The organism is Acinetobacter sp. ANC 5054, from assembly GCF_002135295.1.
In the GTDB taxonomy this organism is placed as follows: domain Bacteria; phylum Pseudomonadota; class Gammaproteobacteria; order Pseudomonadales; family Moraxellaceae; genus Acinetobacter.
In genome coordinates, this window is record NZ_NEGG01000006.1 from 77,722 (window position 1) to 95,407 (window position 17,686).

Sequence of the window (17,686 nt, forward strand, 5' to 3'; positions counted from 1 at the left end):
TATGTTTTGCCAATAATTAAATATCTATATTTTCTATGTGTTACAGATGTTACATAGGTTACAAGACTGATTTATATAGTTTTTTCAATTCCCCCATATAAATAATGATGAATATATATACATATATAAACTTACTCTTATTTGTAAAATTACTTATATATCAATATCTTATATAGTTTTTATTCAATTAATTATAGTTGTATCTTTTCTGCTACACATATCTATTATTTTTGAGATGTTACAAGTGTTACACAGGTTACAAGACTGTTTTATATAAATTTATCTGTAACACTCTGAACCTTTGAATCATGTTACATGGGGTACGATTTAGGGTCAGGGGGGCATGAAAAATATCTTAATTCGCCTTAAGCGGACACCGCCCCTCTTTCTCACGTATAAAAAAATTTCCAATTTCGATAAAAGTAAATAAAGATTGGAGCAACTAGGGCAAGATTATTTATCTTTTGGCAGTTTTGAATAAACTTTATGAGTTTTTATTTGTGGCTTATCTAGGATTCTCACCTACATTACAAAACAGTGCCAAAATTTCGGAATGAATATCCTCGCCCTTGCCACCCTACGGCGAAAATTTAAAATCTGATTGATTTAATTAGCTTGGGCAAACCTATTGTGGTGCTGAAAAGCTTCCATCGCAGGATGGGTGAAATTAGGGAATAAATAGAATCTAAAATTGCTATCGTAATAAAAGATGTTCTGTTCAATTAGGGCATTAATAAAATGCTGGGCTTGTTCTTGATTCACTAGGAATTTCTGTATTAGGTCTTGTCGTACATGCTCAGGCTTAACAAGGGCATTTTCTACAGGATTATTAATTTTACGCAAGTTGCTACGGTATCGCTCTAGCCGATCAAAATAGGTCTGTATCACTTCTTGCTGTATATCGTGGTCCAATATTTCGGCATTTGATGCAGTCGAATTGCTCAGTATTTCGATAATTTCTGCTTTAGACTGTTTTACTTTCTGTATTTCAATATCTGTGATGCGCTCTGCATGATGTAAACGCACAGTTTGGCTGTCTATTAGCTCTATTTCTGCACCCTCTTGCTGGATATGCTCCAATAGCTCATAACATGATTGAAGCCGTAAATGACGTATTAGCTGTGGTTTGTATTTACGTACAAGGTCTGTGCTTTGCTGGGGTATATCATCAGAATGATGTAAGCGTAAAACTTGATTGTTGATTAGCTCAAGGCTTGCGCCATAGTGCTGTAAAACTTGGCTAATTAACTGTGCAATATTCATTATTTAAGATCACCAATAAAAAGACTGCACGGCGTTAAATGCTCGTACAGCCTGTAATTGAGTTAAATATCTATGGTTGTGCCTGTGTTTACGTCATCCGTATATGGATTGGTGGCTTTCTCAATGTCATAGCTAAACATTGAAGTATTGAACACATATAGCCAAACTGGATTCTTACTTTCTGGAGTACGTTCCTGTTTGGTTGTTTTACCATTAGCACAGTCTAACCAGCCGTGTTTTTTAAGCACTTTTGCTACTTTTTTAGGATCAAAACCAGTACAAAGCTCCTGTTTAAATTGCTCTTTAAAGAACAAATAACGCAAGGTTTCGCGCTGTTGGGCATTTACCACTTTATAGCCCACTCGATACATGGTTTTTTCTCTAAAGCTCTTGGTATCTGTGCTTGCATCATCAGCATGATCTGAATTGCCATAGCTTGCCCGTTTATTGCCCTCAATTAAGGTATCAAAACGGCTATTTCCGTTCGCCTCAAAAAATGCTCTGACTTGCTGGAGTATCAGCCGATCTTCAAAGTCCCCGACCATTTCAAAGCTGTTTAGCCATGTCTTAAATACGCTGATTACAGCCTCTAAAGCCCTGCCCTTTTTCCAGCCTGTAATATTTGCTTGTGTTGCCAGCTCGCCAGCCACGGCGACAACAGCAAAACGTGAAGCCACTCGGGCAATGTGCCCTTGTGCATTATCGGGAGTAAGTTTTGCTTTATATTGTTGGTACAGTTTTAAAGCGGTTTCAGTCATTTGACCTTTATCATTGGTCAAATATTCAAGCCATGCTTTACCAGCCACACCATAAGCATTGATTGAATTTTCATACAACATATTGGCTTGCTGTGAAGCATCAGGGGCAAAATCCACAAGATCAAATACACCATGCTCACAAGCATCTAAACTGATTTCAGGTAAACGTATTTCTTGCCCAAGTTTTGCCGTTTGCCCAATTTCGTTCAAAATCTCTTTAAATGTCTTTTCGCCACTGGATAAGAACAATACACGCCATTGCTGTGGGGCTTTGGTTATCGCTGTTCTTGCCATACGCGCCTTACCTTGACCATTGGCAAGCATATACACGGTTTGCCCAATATCTTTGGCACTGGCTTCGCCAATTTCATCCAATACCAAAAAACCATCATTGTGCATAAAGGCTGTTTGCTCTAGGGCATTACCTGTAGATCGCCAAGTACGGTAATACTCTTTCGGGTGTCCCCATACACTGCATGCAAGATAAATAGCAGTACTCTTCCCTTTGGATGATGTGCCATTAATATGAAAGCCACCGCCTTGCTGATTTAATGGTTCAAGTAACTGCCCAGCAAAGGCACACGCTACACTAAATACAAGCTTTGAATGGCTTTCGAGTAAAAGACTTACGCCATTTTTCCACGTTTCTAATTCACCTTTGAATTGAAAGCGGTTATCTAGCCCATCTGTACGCTGATACACGATCACTTCATCATGCTTAGTGGCTGGATTGCTATAGGTTTCTGTCGGCAATACATAACGATGACCATGCCAGCCAACACTATCCACACATAAAGCAAATTTATCGACTGGATAACTCATAAGGTAGATTTGAAAAAGCTCTCTGCCTCTGCGGTCAGGGGTAATAATCACCCCCTGATTGGATAGGGCTTTTCGTGACTCTGTACCATCACCTTGAAATAGCTCATTCGGTACAGCCCAGTTATGGTGAATAAAAGCATCATCTTGCCACTGCAATAAACGCCCCCAATTATTACTGGTGTTATCCCTTGTTTTAGCCGTTACAAGAATTGGACTAGATATAAAGCGTTCCCGATATTCACCATTTTTCAGTTTCTCAATATAGAACACGCCTTTATCGTGTACCTCAAAACTGCCATTTTCCCACTCCATTGGCTCTGCAAGCATACCATCAGGTAAATTATCGCTTGGTGATGGTGGCTGATACTGTGCTGTGATTAAGGCTGTAATATCGCTTGCTGTCGTGGTTAGCCCCCGTTGCTTGCGTAGATCTGCCCAATCCATTACATCGCCTTTTTCGGGCAAATTCAGCCCATCCAAGACGATATATCGAATATCACAACCCAATACATCGAGTTGCTGGGCAATTTCATTAAAAAACTTGGTCCCGGCCTTGTCGTTATCTGCCCATATCACAATGTCATGCTTAGCCAGTGGTTTTATGTCGGTTTTATCCGTATTGCCACTGCCTCCGCATGTTGTCGCTATTAAACCCAATGAATTAAGAAAATCGGCTTTCTGCTCACCTTCAACGATATAAATCGGCTGTTTTTCAGCAAGATTTAATACAAGTTCAAGGGCATACAACGGCTTTTTACCTTGGCCAACTGGATACAGCTCATTGAAATCAGGATCACCAAATTTAAAACCTCGTTCACCACTGGAGAATACACGTATCCATTTATCACCAGTATGGTAGTTTTTGGCTCTCACTTTCCAATACACTGGCATGCCGTGACCATTGGTATAGCTGAATAGGTACTCAAACTGATAGCCGTTTTTAACCTCGCGTTCTGCCAGCTTTTGAGCATGGATAAAAGCTTGTTCCTGGACTTCCTGATAATCTAAAAATTCAGTCATTTGTCATTCTCCCATGCGCCCAAGTCTTTACACGCTTCAATAAAAGACTTACCTGTAAGCAATTGGTGAAATGCAATCAAATCACCGCCTTTGGCTTCGCAAGCCATGCACTTAAAGCAACCTTTACGGCTGTTTATACGTAGGCTTGGGGTACTATCATCATGAAAAGGACAAATCATTTCTCGCCATTCGCCACGACCTTTGACGGCGTAGCCTCTAGCGGTTAAATATTCGATAGGATCAGGAAGTAATGCCCGATTTAAGCCAAATTTCTTTGACTTATCGGTATTGGTGTTTCGGTATTTCCCTAGCGTAGGGTGCGCTTTTTTCATTTATTCGCCCTCGTATTCTTTTTCTAAATCACGAAAGCGAATTTCATAAACATGGGCTAGCTCAATAGAAATATTCATGAGTTTGTCCAGCTCATCAAAATGTTCAAGCTGTAGGGAGTAACCATTTTTAATATGGCTTTTAAGTTGATAAATTTGCTCTTGTACTTCATCAAATAAAAAAGCAAGGTGGGCAACATTGCCTTTGGCTTGAGTTGCCAAATCAGATAAATCTATTGAGTGATCTTTTAAAATTGAAGTATTAGGCATGATTATGCACTCCTTGTAGTTTAGGAGCTTTACCATTCACGACCAAATGAGGGTGGCAAAGCTGAAAAGGGTTGGTCGATAGGTCTACAAGGTTCCCTACACACTCGAGAGTGTCCCTCTCCAGCTTCGCCATAAAATGCAAACGCATAGAGATAGTACGCACAAAAAAAGTCCATATAAAGGACTGTGCGCCTTGTAGAAAATAGCCGACCAAAGCTAACCCAACTGCTTTTTGTTGGGCATGTTTAGGATATAAAGCTTTACTGTTGTTTGCAATGTGATTTTGCAGTAATGGTATGGTAAGCATTAAAAAAGCCCTCCATTTTCTGCATGGGCTTTTACCGCTTGATTTAATCGTTTGATGGCTCTTAAATGTAAGGCAATGCTGTCTTGCCCTTGAATATGATATTTCCGTGCATCTGCTCGCATGCTATGGGTGATTAAGTTGAACAAACAACCATCCACACCAATACAAGGGCTGTTATGCTGCGGATTTTTATTTAGCGTATGCCCTAAGTGAATATAATCATGGCGGTCTTGTGCAAGCTCAGCATAGTTGATGACAGTTTTAATCACCCCTAATGGCAAAATAAGAGCTTTTTCAAGTTGGTGAAACCCTTGATTGTTACGCCAATCAATTAGAGTTTCTGCATTATAGATAGGCACATAAGCCGTTATTTCTATGGCTATCCGCTTTCCATTAGAAAAAATAAAACCATCTTGAATATAATTTAACTCAGGATTAAACACAGCATACTCTTGGTGCGCAAAGGCAGAGTGGGATTCAGCAGGCAAGGCTTTATAACTGACCAACCAACAAAATTCAGATTTCCTCCCAATACTGGCAATGTGTGAAATAGCCTTTGTTAAATAAATATAGGCTTGTGCCTGAAATTTATCTCCGATATTGATATGACTGTATTTAATTTCTTTTGGCGTTTCATTTTTCATGATTTAGCCTCCGTTTCTTTGGATTTCATCCATTCAGCTATATCTGTCGCACGCCATACGGTGATGGTTGGGCTAAGTTTTATTGGCTGGGGGAATTCACCCTTACGGACCCATTCCCATAGTGTTTTTTCAGATACACCAATTAGCCCTTTGCTGGCTCTACGTTCGCCAATTACTCGGGTTTTGCCCTTGTTAATGCCTGATTTATATTGATGGATACGTGCTGGACGTTCAGGAATATTGGCAAGGTCTTTCATGCGGTAATAACGCTCTGATCCTTGTGGGTTTCCACTCGACTTGTATTGTTCAAGCATGACCACTCCCCCACCTAAGCCGATTGCACTGTATTGGCTTGCTTTTGGTTGTTATGCCATTGCACCAATTCGGCATAATCAAAATAGACAGCCGATTGCCTTGTTTTTCCTGTCTTATATGGCACTGGAAAGGTCGCATCTTTTGCCATGAGTTTGCGTAGCCCCTCTGCTGTAAGGTCTAGCATTTGACAAGCCGTTTTTTGAGATACTCGTATAGGTGTGGAGTGATTAGGTAAAGTATGGATTTGCATCTGTTAGCCCTCGTTGATATATGAGGGCTATTCTGTGTTTCAAGAAAAGTACAAAACAGATTGCAACTAAAAATTTAAGTTGTCATTTATTAAATATATGAATTTTATTAGATTTAATTAAAAAAAATAGTTCATATGGTTTTATCAACTCCAGCGATCATTTTTCAAATAATTGAAAAATATTATTTTTTTCTAACTTCAAAATTCAGAAAGGGGCTATCTTTAAATTTTCGATTAAATCGTTTTTGATGCGCTATTTCTTTTTGCCTATTGGGTAAATTCTCCCACTCTTTGATCCAACCTATAGCTAAACGTGGTATTTGTGTACTATCTGTATATTTTTCATCTATTAATTTTTTATTTTCTTCACTCGCTCCTTTTAGCCTTAAGCCTGTTAAAGCATTATCGAAAGACTTTTCAAAACTTTTTATAATTTCTTCTATTTCATTTTCATATTGACTAAATTCTCGAATGTACTTTTTCCATTCAGGGATATTTCTTTTATATTTCTCCCATTCTGTTTTTGCTCTTTGTCGTGTAATTTTATACCTAGTTTCACCTGATATTTTACCGCCTTTAGACTGCCCCTTAGTATTTCGTACTTTTTGTTTAGGTTCTCCAGTGGGTGATAAGGCACCTAAAATTGCTAACTGATTTTTAGCATAAGACAAGTTACTTAATTGAGTATCAAAGTCCATCGTTTTAAAGTTTCTAAAAAAATGTTCTGTTGTTTCCAATCCAAAATACATAGCCAAGTAATAATCTAGATTTGCTTTTTTATCTTTTTTTACCTCAATGTGCTGTGTGTTAAGTCCATTTTTTCTTAGATATGTCATGACCTCATAATCAACATCACTAAAGTCATAAGAATGATCATAACATTGCACAATATATGAAATATCATCTTGCACATCATACATTTCACTGCGAATTTTATTAAAAATTCTTTCTTGAAAATCAAAAAAATGGTGACGTGCTTCTTCTGGGTCTAATTCATATGGATTAATTTCCATCATATTTACTCATTCCCAAATTAATGAAATTCAAAAACTATATAGTGCCTTATATTTGCATATGCTCAACTTATTCCACAAAAATTAAATCATTCATCTTGCCTATGCAAAGTACAGAGGACTGTTCTAAAAGTTGTCATTTTGGTCAATAAAATAGGTGTTAATCCAAATATTCAGGCTTTCCAGCGTTCACACGGTTGGCAATTCCCTATTCTGTAACTCATTCACCATATGCAAAATTCAGAATAAAATAGGTTACAAAATTGGCTACAGTCAAAATTTAAATTTAACAGATATAAAACAATAACTTATGAAAATAAAAATATTCATTATATGCCGTAAAAACCTATTCAAAAGTAGGTTACAGTCACAAAACCATGTCCTTAAAATTTAAAATAGTTCAATAAAAACAAATGTGTAACCTATTAAATAAAAAGTGTTACAGCTTTTTAAGATTAATTCCTTATAAAACAATAATGTAACCTTGTAACACCTGTAACACTCAAAAAAACACTATATCCGTAAAACATAAAAATTAGAGCTTGGGCAAAATTCACAATTTAAAGGCTGTTTTTGCGTATGCTATGTATGCCCAATTAAGCTATGAATGAATTTGTCATTTCAGCCAATTTAAGCTTAACCAACTTCGCATATTTAATGTTAATTACGCCCTGCTTTGCCTGCTCCATCAATGAAAGGCTAAACTCCATCGGGCTAATAAATTTCTCTTGGTTAGCTTCTAGGTAATCACTCCACCAACAAAGCATCATTCTACGTTCTTCCATAAATTCAGCATGGTGTATATAAGCCAGTCTCACGCCATTGCGTTCTTGGTGGCTCATTTGCTTCTCTACTGCATCTTCAGTAAATAAAGTGCTTTCAATCAATGCACCACAAGCCATGCCCCTAAAGCCATGAATACATACATCATCTTGGGTGCTGTACCCCATACGTCTAATCATGTCATTGACTGTGTTTTCACTCAGAAAACCGCCCATATCTACACTATTAGGGAATACATTCAAGGAAATACCGCTATAAACCTGAGTTTCTTTAATGAGTTTCAATGCTTGTGGAGATAAAGGGATAAGATGCTTTTCTTTCATCTTTGCGCCTCTGTGAGAATCTTTATATCCAGCAATCAATTCCCTTGTAGGCGGTATGGTCCATATCTTTTTATCAAAATCAAACTCATTCCAGCGTGCAAAGCGTAGCTCACTAGATCGGGCAAAGGTATGCAAGGCAAACTCTAAGCACAGTTTGGTAATTGGGTTGCCTCCGTCATTCCTTAAACGGCTGAAAAATTCAGGCAATCGTACCAATGGCAATTTAGGGTAATGCTTTGTCTTTCTTGTAATAGTGATTGCATCACTCAATGCCACGGCTGGGCTAAGGTCAATATAGCCCTTAGTAATGGCATAAGCGAAAATGCCTGAAAACCTTTGCCGTGTTTTACTTACAATTTCTAAATAGCCCTTTTCTTCAATCTTACTTAGGACGCTATACAAATCTCGGGTTTTAATCGTATCTATTGGTTTGCTACCAATGACAGGGAAAACGTACATTTCAAAGTTGCTTAAGGCTTTTCTCGCTGTGTCTTGATTCCACTTGCCAGTAGCTACATATGCCTCGTGCCAATCTCGTGCAATACGTTCAAAACTAAACTCATCGCTATTTTTGGCTTCTTCAATCTTTATTTGATTAATAGGATCAATATTATTGGCTAATTGATTTAAATAGATTGCACGGCGTTCCCGAGCTTCTTTGAGTGTAAGTGCTGGATAGTTCCCTAATGTCATTAATCCATCTTTACCATTAGGTCTTTTATATTTGAATCGCCAAACTTTCGAGCCATTCTTACGGACAAATAAAATTAGACCTTGCCCATCATACAAGCTGTAATCTTTTTCTTTAGGTTTTGCGCTATCACATTGAGTAGAAGAAAGTGGCTTAATCTGTTTAGCCATAAGGATTTCACTCCGAATGAGGATACGGAAGTTGACCGCAGTGGATATATCCTCAAATGTATCCTTATTATTTTACGCTGTATAGTGGTATATGTTTGTATGTTTCTGCATTTAAAAACAACAAAGCCCTGAATTATCAGGGCTTTCGAAGCTTATATGCTGTATGTTGGCATATAATTTTATATCTGTGGTCCCGAGGGTCGGACTCGAACCGACACATCATCTCTGATAGTGGATTTTGAATCCACCGCGTCTACCAATTTCACCACCTCGGGTAGGTGTTGAAACGTATAATAAACTTTTTCAGAAACTTGTCAACGCAAGAAAATTCCAATTGATTAAAAATAAAGCGTATAAGATTTTTTAGATGGATAATCCATCAATTTCAGCGTTAAAACCCAAAAAAGTTTATACTAGGCCAAATTTCTTTTGCTTCTTTTCAGATTTCTTGACATGCAACTTTCTGACTTTAACTTCAATCTCCCTGACGAACTCATTGCTCGTTACCCACTCGAAACTCGTAGTGCCTCTCGCCTGCTTCATCTCGATGTAAATGGTCAATACCATGACCATCATTTCACTGACATTTTAGACTTACTCAATGAAGGTGATTTATTGGTATTGAACGATACCAAAGTCATGAAAGCACGCCTCAAAGGTAAACGCGCAACAGGTGGTGCAGTAGAAGTTTTGGTTGAACGTATTCTTGACCCGAAAACAGCACATTGCCATATTAAAGCCAGCAATACACCGAAAGAAGGTGCAGAGCTGTTTATTGGTCCAGATGAAGTGAAAGCGACTGTTCAAGGTCGCCATGAAAACTTATTTGTGGTTGAATTTTCACAGTCTATTTTAGACGTGTTAGATAAATACGGTGCTTTACCGATTCCGCCTTACTTCAACCGTGAAGCAGAAGCGATTGATACTGAGCGCTATCAAACAGTATTTAACGACCCAACCAAACTTGCATCCGTTGCCGCACCAACAGCGAGCTTGCATTTCGATGAAGCCTTACTGAAAAAACTCGCAGACAAAGGCATTAAAACAACTTTTGTCACTTTACATGTGGGCGCGGGTACGTTCTTGCCTGTTCGTACCAATGACATTGAAAATCACATTATGCACAGTGAATGGTGTGACGTTTCAGAACAATCCATGGCTTTGATTCGTGAAACCAAAGCACGTGGTAATAAAGTGATTGCCGTTGGTACAACAGCAACCCGTGCAACTGAAAGCGCAGCCCAAGCCAATGGCGGCGAACTCAAAGGTTGGACTGGCGACACACAAATCTTTATCTACCCAGGTTATGAGTTCAAAGTCGTAGATCGTTTAATCACAAACTTCCATTTACCTGAGTCTACCCTGCTCATGTTGGTTTCAGCTTTATCGAACCGCGACAATATTTTAAATGCCTACAACCATGCAGTGGATAGCCAATATCGCTTTTTCAGTTATGGTGATGCCATGCTGATTGACAACATTAACCATCAATAACTATGTGGTGACTTAGCCCCCATGCCGATCGATTCTGTAAAGCACTCCATCCATATTCGCCGTAAAAAGAATGCTGTGGTTTTTCAAAATATCGCTCGGCTCTGGGACGTTGGTCGTCAAGCAAAAACCCATCAAGAACTCCTCGATGGGCTTCATCCTTGGAATGGGCCCATTACTTTAAAGTTTGAAAATCTGCTGCCTATTGCCTTCGGTGCCATAGGTATTGGGTTTATGTTCTTTATCATTATTCAGCCCGAGCATGGCTGGGCACAATTGTGCTTCGTAGCAGGTTTAGCCATGCTCTTTTGGGCTTATATCAGTTATGAAAAAGATGATGCTTTAAATGAAGTGGTTAATTTTTTAGAAGAAGAATGCATCGCAAAAAAATATCAACTGGCTTTTAATAAGCAACCGCAATACATCTCCATGCCACTCAACAATTTACAATTTATTGGCAATCTAAAGCGCATGTTTCCTGTGTTTAATCAGGGAAGTTTATCCAATGATATTCAAAGTTTCGCCAGCACAGTTTGGGAAGATGAAAACCAGCAGCAACATCAAGTTGTGGTGTTTAGATATCATTATGTCGATGAAATTCGTGTGCGTGATAAAGATGGCGATGAAGTGACTATCAAAGAAACACACAAAGACCTTTGGGGTGTTTTTGTCTTTGATATTGGCTTACATGGTTTAGCTGTATCAGCATCTGGTACAGACTACGCTTACCCCTATAGCTTTCCTTGGCACAGTAGCGACATTCAAACCAATCGCAAACTTAAATTTTATTGTAGCAATCAACTTGAAGGGGCTAAGTTATTAACGCCTGCTTTTGTGCTACGACTTTCTAATTTTTTTGAAGCCCGTCGTGGTGACCTGTTGTTTCATCCAAACAATCGAATTATGTGCTATCTTGGTTCAGAAGATTTATTTAAAGTCAGCAGTAAAGCCAAGAAAATTCAAGATGTTTCGGCTTTGCGTGGACATTTAAGAACCTTTAAATTGGTCGCGCTAGAAAACTTAAAAAATGACTTACTTCAGTTTTTAAAATAATCTACTAATTATTCAACTTTTATCTTGAGGATAAAATTTTATGGGGCTTTTGATTTTTGTTCTGGTCATTGTCGCGCTGATTATTGGTGCAATCATTATTCGAAATAATATTGTGCGTCATCATAATGCAACGATTCGTGCATGGTCAGATGTGGCTAGCTACGAACGCCAAAAAATTAAAATATTAGATGGCTTGCAACCCTTGGTCGAACAATATTCAAGTTTTGAACAAGATACCTTAACCAAGGTGACTGAATTACGTCAAAACATTATGAACCTCAACATCAACAGCACCGATGTAAGCCAGTTGCAACGCATTGAAGCGTTAAACAAAGAGCTTATGCGCAGCTTAAATGTGGTGGTTGAAAATTACCCTGAACTCAAAGCCAATGAAATTTATCTCAAAATGATGAATGAAATTGAAGAGCAAAATGAAAATGTCGGCGCGGCGATTACCATATTTAACCGCAATGTTGAGCTGTTTAATAACCATATTCAGATTTTTCCGAATAACATCATTAATACGCTTTTACTGAGTAAAAAAGCAGTACGCCCTTTTCGCGACCAAGCTGCAAGCCAAAGTTTTGATTATCGTCCGAACTTTTAAGTTCGGGCTTTAACGCTAAAAATATAAAAAAATAACCATGAGGTGCATGGAGCGCCTCAAACTTAGAATGAAAATAACTATGCTCAATCACATCTCTGTCTTAAAAGATGTGTTAATCGAAGAATTTTTAAAACTCTACGAACAACACAGCCATGACCACATTTATGCATGCGCACTGGTCTTTAATAAATTTTTATTGGTAGACTATTTCACAATTTCTACAACCCGCAGTATTTTTGCCGAAGAAGAAGACGCTTCTCAATATCTCGCTGAAAATGATCGCTGGAATGTGCAAAAGTGGCGTTATCGAACCATGCCAACTCTAGAAAATGGTTTAGCACAATTTAAATTTATCCTTTCGGATTATTTAAACCATCAGCAGCCCAATACAGTATCTGATACGCAGCATACAAATGCAGCACAAAATCATCATTTAGATCTTTTGTTAACGGCCTTTCAGCAAGCCCAATTGGCTTTAGTTGAGTCTCATGAATTAAACATTAAAGATATTTTATTTTTTATCAGTATTCCGACTCAGCCTGAAATTGAAATATATTCAGCACAGTTTTTGAATGAAGATCATCCTCAACTACAGGATTTTCTACAACATAAGCAACCATTAGATCTCAGTAGCATCCCCAAACGGATGAAGCTTACGCAAAATGATAAAGATATGCTGATCGACTTGGCGCAACTGGTGGAAATTGAACCTTACAACTACCTGCATGTCGCCAATGAAGCCTATGTGCTGAGTTTGGAAAATAGCTATACCAATACCAACCCCTATATTCAAAAGTTGGTACAAAGCATTATTGCCATGACCACAGATCCCAAAGGCACATTTGCCATGGATAAGGACGAAATATTGTCCAGAATTAATCAGTTCTATCACAATGCCACAATCAGCGCTGATGCCTTATATAATTAGCCATTTGATATATTTACAGACTTAACACCCGACAATGCTAGCGTTTAGTAGCAGAATCAAGGAAAATAGAGCACTTTTAACACTCTTACCATCAGCGAACTGTTTTTTCGCCTTGATTTGGACCTTGTATGAAGTTTGAAAAATTGGCGCAATCGGGCCGTGCTCGACGCGGCCGTTTAACCCTTGAACATGGTGTGGTTGAAACACCAATGTTCATGCCTGTCGGTACTTACGGTACTGTAAAAGGCATGCTCCCACGCGATATTAAAGAAATTAAATCCCAAGTGATTTTGGGTAATACCTTCCATTTATATCTACGCCCAGGCCTAGATGTCATTCGTGAACATGGTGGCTTGCACCAATTCATGAAGTGGAATAACCCAATTTTAACTGACTCCGGTGGCTTCCAAGTTTTCAGCCTTGGCGCTATGCGCAAAATTAAAGAAGACGGTGTAACCTTCCGCTCTCCAATTGACGGTTCTAAAGTCTTTTTATCACCTGAAATCTCGATGGACATTCAGCATACGTTGAACTCTGACATCGTGATGATCTTTGATGAATGCACGCCTTATCCAGCAACCCATGAAGAAGCGCAAAAATCATTGCAACTTTCTTTACGTTGGGCAAAACGTTGTAAGACTCAACATCATGAAGTACTGAAAAATCGCAATGCACTGTTTGGGATTATCCAAGGCGGCATGTATGAAGATTTACGTGATGAATCTTTAAATGGTTTAAAAGAAATTGATTTTGATGGTTATGCGATTGGTGGCCTATCCGTTGGTGAACCAAAAGAAGAAATGATCAAAGTTCTTGATTATCTTCCTGAAAAAATGCCTGCGGATAAACCACGTTACTTGATGGGTGTCGGTAAACCTGAAGATATCGTTGAAGCGGTGCGCCGCGGTGTCGATATGTTTGACTGTGTGATGCCAACTCGAAATGCACGTAATGGTCATTATTTTGTGACCGACGGTTTGGTACGTATTCGTAATGCAAAATATCGTCACGATCAAAGTCCGTTAGACCCACATTGCGACTGTTATACCTGTACTAATTTTACAAAATCGTATCTGTTCCATCTTGAAAAATGTGGCGAGATGCTGGGTTCAATGCTCGGTACGATTCATAACTTGCGTTACTACCTACGTTTAACCGAAGCGATGCGTGATGCACTCGACAACGGAACATTTGATGACTTTGTTGAAGACTTTTACCGTCGTCGTGGCATGGAAGTGCCAACTTGTCCGCAAGATTAATTCTTACAGCATTTGCGCTGAAGAAAAAGACAAGGTAAATTGCTGAACAAGTCCAATTTATTTATCAACTATTTGATAACCAGTTTTTTTAGTTTAGGAAAATGAAATGAGCCTTTTTATTTCTACTGCTCACGCGGCAGGTGAAGCTGCACAACCCAACATGATGGCAAACTTGTTGATGATTGCGGTATTCGTTGCAATCTTCTACTTTTTGATTTGGCGTCCTCAGTCAAAACGTGCAAAAGAGCATCGTGCGCTCATCGAAAGCCTTGGCGTAGGCAGTGAAGTCGTTTTTGCGGGCGGTTTAATGGGTAAAATCACTAAAATTGAAGGTGATTTTGCTGTTGTTGAACTGAACCGTGGCGTAGAAGTAAAAGTACAACGCGCAAGTGTGATTTCAGTTCTTCCTGAAGGCACTCTAAATAACCTTTAATCAAAAAATAAGTCGTGCACCCGCACGGCTTTTTTCATTTTAAGAAGAAAACGAATGCGTTACCCAGCATGGAAATATCTACTGATCCTAGTTGTACTTGTGATCAGTACATTATATGCCCTGCCAAGTTTGTATCCTGATGAACCTGCTGTTCAAATTTCAGGTGCCAAAGCTGGTACCCAGATTGATCAAAGCATCGTACAAAAAGCAGAGCAAATTTTAAAATCTGAAAGTATTGCCAGTCATGACAATAGCTTCACCAATAATGCAGCTTTATTACGTGTTGATTCTAGCGAACAACAGTTAAAAGCGAAGGAAGCACTACGTCGTGGTCTTGGTGATGACTACGTCGTTGCATTGAACCTTGCACCGACTACGCCAGAATGGCTGCAAAAAATTGGTGCAAAACCAATGAAGCTAGGTCTGGATTTACGTGGCGGGGTACATTTCTTACTCGAAGTGGATATGGATAAAGCCATTTCACAACGTATGGAAACCTCTGCAGCTGACTTACGTCGTCAATTCCGTGATAACAAACTTAAATTCAACAGCCTAACGCTCAACAACAACACCATTACGATGCAATTTGCAAATAATGATGATCGTTCTGCTGCTATGGATTTCCTTCGCCGTAACGGTAATGAGTATGCTCAGCAAGCCATTGCGACGAATGAGGGTTCAACTCTACGTTTAAACTACACAGATACACGTAAACAAGAAATTCAGTCTTATGCCGTCAACCAAAACTTAACGACTTTACGTAACCGTATTAACGAATTAGGTGTGGCTGAAGCATTGGTACAAACCCAAGGTAGCAACCGTATTGTGGTTGAACTTCCGGGTGTACAAGATACAGCTGAAGCAAAACGTGTGCTTGGTCGTACTGCAAACCTTGAGTTCCGCTTAGTTTCTGACTTAAACGATCAATATATTGACCCGTACACTGGTCAAGCCAAAGGTTCATTGCCACCGGGCACTGAAGCATTTGCTTATGAGTCTCTCGACAGTGGTCGTCAATTGCTCCTTAACCGTAACCGTATCCTAACGGGTGAACGTGTTCAAAACGCATCTTCTGGCTTTAGCCAAGATACAGGCGGTGCCGAAGTAAATATTACTTTGGATACAGCTGGTGGTAAGTTGATGTCTGAAGCAACACGTAGTGCCGTTGGTAAACGTATGGCGGTGTTGTTCATTGAGAATAAACAAAAAATTAGCTATGTTGCAGACCCTGTTACAGGCACACAAACTGAAGTTCGTACGCCATATACTGAATCTGTTGTGATTAATGCGGCAACCATTCAAGCAGTATTAGGCTCAAGCTTCCGTATTACAGGTCTTGATTCTCCGCAAGAAGCGTCTGAACTTGCGTTGATGTTACGTGCTGGTGCTCTTGCTGCGCCAATGTACTTCGTTGAAGAGCGTGTCATTGGTCCGAGTTTGGGTCAAGAGAACATTGATAAAGGTGTTCTGTCAGTTCAAGTTGGTTTCATCTTGGTTGCGATTTGGATGGTGGTGTTCTTCCGTCTCTTTGGTTTGATTGCCAATTTTGCATTGGTCATTAACTTAGCCATGATTTTAACCTTCATGTCTTGGATTGGCGCTTCCCTCACCCTACCGGGTATTGCGGGTATCGTGATTACCATTGGTATGGCGGTCGATGCCAACGTACTGATCTGTGAGCGAATACGAGAAGAAATGAAATGGGGCGCCTCGCCCAAACAGGCGATTGTCGCTGGTTATGACCGTGCGTATAACACCATTCTCGACTCTAACTTAACCACTTTCCTTGTGGCGTTTATTTTGTTTGCAATTGGCACAGGCCCAATCAAAGGCTTCGCTGTCACTTTGATGATCGGTATTGTCTGCTCGATGTTTACTGCAATTACAGTAACACGTGCGATTGTACAGCTCATTTACGGCAAAAAACGCAACTTGCATAAGTTGAGCATTTAAGGAGATCGGAGATGACTGAAAATACTCAACCAAAACAATACGGCCGTCCTGACAACGAGCATGTAATTCCATTTATGAAAATTGCCAAGCCAGCAGCGATCATTTCGATCCTGTTGACTTTGGCCAGCATATTCTTCATTTGCACCAAAGGGCTGAACCTCGGTTTGGACTTTACTGGTGGTGTATCGGCAGAATTGAATTACAGCCAACCGGTGAAAGCCACTGATGTAACAGAGGCCTTAAACAAAGCTGGTTTTAAAGATTCTGTCGTGCAAACTTTAGGATCTAACCGTGATTTGATGGTGCGTATGCCCGTTCAAGAACACGCTGAAGCAGCTGACTTAACGAAAGAAATCACTGCTGCGGTGCAACTTCCAAACAACAAAGCTGAAGTACATAAAGTGGACGTTGTGGGTGGTCAAGTTGGTAATGAACTATATATACGCTCTGCAGGTGCTGTAGGTCTTGCTTTGCTACTGATGTTGGTTTACGTAACCATTCGCTTTGAATTTAAATTGGCTGTGGGTGCGGTACTTTCATTGTTCCATGACGTACTTGTGACTGTCGGCGTTTTCGCCATGATGCAATGGCCATTTGACTTAACCGTTTTGGCTGCAATTCTAGCGCTTCTCGGTTTCTCGCTTAACGATAACATCGTGGTATCTGACCGTATCCGTGAAAACTTCCGGAAAATTCGTGGTGCAGAGCCTTTGGAAATCGTCAACATTGCCTTGACTGAAACATTACGCCGTACCATTCATACCTCAATGACACTATTACTGGTTGTTGTAGCGATGTTGTTCTTGGGCGGTGAAGGTTTACATTGGTTCTCTGTGGCGATGTTTATTGGTGTATTTGTGGGTACTTACTCATCAATTTATATTGGTACTGCCTTCGCACTATGGCGTGGTCTGAACCGTCAAGACTTTATTGTTCAAGTGAAACCTGAATTTGAAGAAGAAGAAATTCCTTAAGGAATTCTGCTTTGACTTTTCAATAAAAAA

The 17,686-nt window shown here is 39.4% G+C and carries 18 protein-coding genes and 1 tRNA gene; 8 read left to right on the plus strand and 11 right to left on the minus strand.

The genetic code is table 11. The features are described from left to right. Positions 1-606: 606 nt before the first annotated feature. The 11 genes from B9T33_RS07855 to B9T33_RS07905 all read right to left on the minus strand — a co-directional run bounded on the left by B9T33_RS07855 (position 607) and on the right by B9T33_RS07905 (position 9,233). Positions 607-1,263: a hypothetical protein gene (locus B9T33_RS07855; RefSeq protein WP_086178383.1), complete on the minus strand. Its 657-nt coding sequence runs from the start codon at positions 1,261-1,263 to the stop codon at positions 607-609. Positions 1,264-1,325: 62 nt separating this feature from the next. Further along, positions 1,326-3,863 carry a DUF927 domain-containing protein gene (locus B9T33_RS07860; RefSeq protein ID WP_086178384.1) on the minus strand — a complete coding sequence of 846 codons (2,538 nt, stop codon included), beginning with the start codon at positions 3,861-3,863 and terminating at the stop codon, positions 1,326-1,328. Next, positions 3,860-4,195, minus strand: coding sequence for a CHC2 zinc finger domain-containing protein (locus tag B9T33_RS07865; protein WP_067669845.1), 336 nt, complete (start codon positions 4,193-4,195; stop codon positions 3,860-3,862). The genes B9T33_RS07860 and B9T33_RS07865 overlap by 4 nt, the downstream gene beginning before the upstream one ends. Continuing rightward, positions 4,196-4,462: a hypothetical protein gene (locus tag B9T33_RS07870; RefSeq protein WP_086178385.1), complete on the minus strand. Its 267-nt coding sequence runs from the start codon at positions 4,460-4,462 to the stop codon at positions 4,196-4,198. After that, positions 4,455-4,769, minus strand: coding sequence for a hypothetical protein (locus tag B9T33_RS07875; protein ID WP_143224004.1), 315 nt, complete (start codon positions 4,767-4,769; stop codon positions 4,455-4,457). Before B9T33_RS07875 ends, B9T33_RS07870 begins: the two co-directional genes overlap by 8 nt. Continuing rightward, positions 4,769-5,413, minus strand: a complete 645-nt coding sequence (locus B9T33_RS07880; protein WP_086178386.1) for a hypothetical protein — start codon at positions 5,411-5,413, stop codon at positions 4,769-4,771. Before B9T33_RS07880 ends, B9T33_RS07875 begins: the two co-directional genes overlap by 1 nt. Continuing rightward, positions 5,410-5,727 (minus strand): helix-turn-helix transcriptional regulator, encoded by a 318-nt coding sequence (locus B9T33_RS07885; RefSeq protein WP_086178387.1) that lies wholly within the window; start codon positions 5,725-5,727, stop codon positions 5,410-5,412. The genes B9T33_RS07880 and B9T33_RS07885 overlap by 4 nt, the downstream gene beginning before the upstream one ends. 14 nt (positions 5,728-5,741) lie before the next feature. Then, positions 5,742-5,978: a transcriptional regulator gene (locus tag B9T33_RS07890; protein WP_086178388.1), complete on the minus strand. Its 237-nt coding sequence runs from the start codon at positions 5,976-5,978 to the stop codon at positions 5,742-5,744. Positions 5,979-6,160: 182 nt separating this feature from the next. Beyond that, positions 6,161-6,994 carry a hypothetical protein gene (locus B9T33_RS07895; RefSeq protein ID WP_086178389.1) on the minus strand — a complete coding sequence of 278 codons (834 nt, stop codon included), beginning with the start codon at positions 6,992-6,994 and terminating at the stop codon, positions 6,161-6,163. Between the two features lie 593 nt (positions 6,995-7,587). Continuing rightward, on the minus strand, positions 7,588-8,958 hold the full coding sequence (locus B9T33_RS07900; protein ID WP_086178390.1) for a tyrosine-type recombinase/integrase: 1,371 nt from the start codon (positions 8,956-8,958) through the stop codon (positions 7,588-7,590). A 188-nt stretch (positions 8,959-9,146) separates the two neighbouring features. Beyond that, positions 9,147-9,233, minus strand: a tRNA-Leu gene (locus B9T33_RS07905). 178 nt (positions 9,234-9,411) lie between these two features. Here B9T33_RS07905 and queA point away from each other — a divergent pair. From queA to secF, 8 genes are all read left to right on the plus strand, one after another. Beyond that, positions 9,412-10,452 (plus strand): tRNA preQ1(34) S-adenosylmethionine ribosyltransferase-isomerase QueA, encoded by a 1,041-nt coding sequence (gene queA / locus B9T33_RS07910; protein WP_086178391.1) that lies wholly within the window; start codon positions 9,412-9,414, stop codon positions 10,450-10,452. Positions 10,453-10,473: 21 nt separating this feature from the next. After that, the gene (locus B9T33_RS07915) at positions 10,474-11,502 is read left to right on the plus strand and encodes a hypothetical protein (protein ID WP_086178392.1); all 1,029 of its coding nucleotides are present in this window, start codon (positions 10,474-10,476) and stop codon (positions 11,500-11,502) included. A gap of 40 nt (positions 11,503-11,542) precedes the next feature. Next, positions 11,543-12,109 (plus strand): LemA family protein, encoded by a 567-nt coding sequence (locus B9T33_RS07920; protein WP_086178393.1) that lies wholly within the window; start codon positions 11,543-11,545, stop codon positions 12,107-12,109. Positions 12,110-12,188: 79 nt separating this feature from the next. Beyond that, positions 12,189-13,037, plus strand: coding sequence for a DUF4303 domain-containing protein (locus B9T33_RS07925; RefSeq protein WP_086178394.1), 849 nt, complete (start codon positions 12,189-12,191; stop codon positions 13,035-13,037). A 128-nt stretch (positions 13,038-13,165) separates the two neighbouring features. Next, the gene (tgt, locus tag B9T33_RS07930; RefSeq protein WP_086178395.1) at positions 13,166-14,296 is read left to right on the plus strand and encodes a tRNA guanosine(34) transglycosylase Tgt; all 1,131 of its coding nucleotides are present in this window, start codon (positions 13,166-13,168) and stop codon (positions 14,294-14,296) included. Between the two features lie 106 nt (positions 14,297-14,402). Further along, positions 14,403-14,729 carry a preprotein translocase subunit YajC gene (gene yajC / locus B9T33_RS07935; RefSeq protein ID WP_086178396.1) on the plus strand — a complete coding sequence of 109 codons (327 nt, stop codon included), beginning with the start codon at positions 14,403-14,405 and terminating at the stop codon, positions 14,727-14,729. Between the two features lie 54 nt (positions 14,730-14,783). After that, positions 14,784-16,682: a protein translocase subunit SecD gene (gene secD, locus B9T33_RS07940; RefSeq protein WP_086178397.1), complete on the plus strand. Its 1,899-nt coding sequence runs from the start codon at positions 14,784-14,786 to the stop codon at positions 16,680-16,682. 11 nt (positions 16,683-16,693) lie between these two features. After that, complete coding sequence (secF, locus tag B9T33_RS07945; RefSeq protein WP_086178398.1) at positions 16,694-17,656, plus strand: protein translocase subunit SecF; 963 nt, start codon at positions 16,694-16,696, stop codon at positions 17,654-17,656. Positions 17,657-17,686: the final 30 nt, after the last annotated feature.